Genomic DNA, 1,747 nt, shown 5'->3' on the forward strand with positions numbered 1-1,747 from the left:
TAGAGGGGAAGTCCCTTGAACGCAAGCCGTGCATCGCCGCGCGGCTCAACGTGCGGCAATCAGCGCACCGGTGCCGATCATCGCGCCGCCGGCGAACCTGTTCATCAGGCGCATGCGCCTCGGGGTGTCGAACCAACCGGCTGCCCGGCCGGCCATCGCGGCGTAGATGCCCATGGTGATGACATTGACGCTGATCACGACGAGCACCACCAGCAGGCCATCGGCGAAGGTCATGGTATCGAGGTTCAGGATCAGTGGCATGATGGAGGCGTGGAACAGGATCGCCTTCGGATTGCCGAGCGCAATGGAAGCGCCGAGAACGAAGGACCGCGACAGCCGCGCCTGCGACTGAGGAGATTCGTCCCGTTGTTTGGCGGCGGCTCGCCACATCCTGATCCCGAGAAAGACGAGGTAAGCGGCGCCCGCGTATTTCAGCAAAAGAAAAATCCATTCGAAGGTCTGGGCAATGGCCACCAGTCCGAGCAGCGCCAGGGTGACCAGCACGGCGTCGCCCGCGGCGACGCCCACGCCGGTGATGAACGCCCGGCCGAAGCCGCGCGACAAACCGTTAGTAATGACCGCGAACATCGCCGGCCCAGGCGTGGCGGCTGCCAATGTGATTGCGACGCAATATGCCAGGAACGCCGTCACCGTCATCGTCTCACCTTCCCATTCGGCACTCGCACACGGCGGAAGACCGCCACGATCTCCTCGCGGCTGCATTCGACGGCCCCGAGCCGCACCGCGCGGTCGCGCTCTAAGCCGGTTATATCGTAGTGCGGCGCCGACGTCTTGGGCGGCCCCTGGTAGGACGAGCGTTTGATGCCGAGTTCGGCAGCGAAGCGATGCAGTTCATCGACCTCATCGGCAAGGAGATGGCACCAGCGGTGGCCGGCCCATTTCCAGATCGCCGCATCGACATAGACAGCCATCAGCCTCGCCGCACTCCTTCAGCCCGACACATGGCGAGTTGAAGCCAGACGTGCAAGCGCGATCGCCTATCGTCGGGGCGCTGCTATTTCGAAGCCGGGCAGGGCTTGGTCTGGTCGAACAGCGACAGGTTCACCAGCTTGCCGGTCATCGAGAAGTCGCCATAGTCCATGACGAGGTCGCGGGTGATGCCGTTCTCGTGCAGCTTGAAGCTGATACGGTACTCCGGCACCTCTTCGCCGCTTTTGTCGGTATCGTCGAAATAGGCGATGTCGACCGGCCAGTATTTGTCCGAGGCGAGCTTGGCCAGCGCCGGCGCTTCCGGATCCGCCTTGTCGGATTCGGTCTTCTTGCCGACGATGACGGTGGTGCTCATCACCTTGTTGGCGTCCTCGGAGCCGTCGAACAGATTGGTCTGGTAGAAATTCTCGCCATTTTCAGCCTTGCCGATCAGCTCGACCAGATGCTGGGTCGGAAACTGTGTGGCCGCAAGCTCGAGGCTGCTCTTCTCGGGCTTGTCGATATCGACCTTGAGGCCCTTCGCTTCCCGCGTGGCCACCCCCTTCACCTCCTTGTCGAGGTTCTGGTCGACAAAGGATTTCGTCACGAAGGAAAAGGTCTTGCCTTCGGCATCCTCGAAAGTCGTCGTCTGCTGGTCGGTGAGCCTGGTGTTGTCGTTGGTGACGATCTGAGTGACGAAACGGAACTTGACCGTGTAACCCTCGCAGGCGGAGCCGTTGAACTCATAGACCATGCGGCCGGTGATGCCAGTGATGCCCGAACGATCGGAGGCCTTGTTGAGTGTCAGATCGTAGAC

The 1,747-nt window shown here is 61.8% G+C and carries 3 protein-coding genes; all 3 read right to left on the reverse strand.

All coding sequences use genetic code 11. The annotated features are described in order from the left end of the window. Nucleotides 1–45: 45 nt before the first annotated feature. Nucleotides 46–657, reverse strand: coding sequence for a LysE family translocator (locus EOA24_RS36865; RefSeq protein ID WP_126082646.1), 612 nt, complete (start codon nucleotides 655–657; stop codon nucleotides 46–48). After that, entirely contained in the window at nucleotides 654–932 is a 279-nt protein-coding gene (locus tag EOA24_RS36870; protein ID WP_126060741.1) for a DUF4031 domain-containing protein, read from the reverse strand. Before EOA24_RS36870 ends, EOA24_RS36865 begins: the two co-directional genes overlap by 4 nt. An 83-nt stretch (nucleotides 933–1,015) precedes the next feature. After that, nucleotides 1,016–1,747, reverse strand: a 732-nt coding sequence (locus EOA24_RS36875; RefSeq protein WP_127410760.1) for a cell envelope integrity EipB family protein, incomplete at its 5' end; no start/stop codon positions are given.

The organism is Mesorhizobium sp. M2A.F.Ca.ET.039.01.1.1 (assembly GCF_003998035.1).
Taxonomy (GTDB): Bacteria; Pseudomonadota; Alphaproteobacteria; order Rhizobiales; family Rhizobiaceae; genus Mesorhizobium.

What these genes read in the sequence shown, in the direction of transcription:
- EOA24_RS36865 (WP_126082646.1), bottom strand. Translation starts at nt 657, where the DNA reads ATGACGGTGACGGCGTTCCTGGCATATTGCGTCGCAATCACATTGGCA.
- EOA24_RS36870 (WP_126060741.1), bottom strand. Translation starts at nt 932, where the DNA reads ATGGCTGTCTATGTCGATGCGGCGATCTGGAAATGGGCCGGCCACCGC.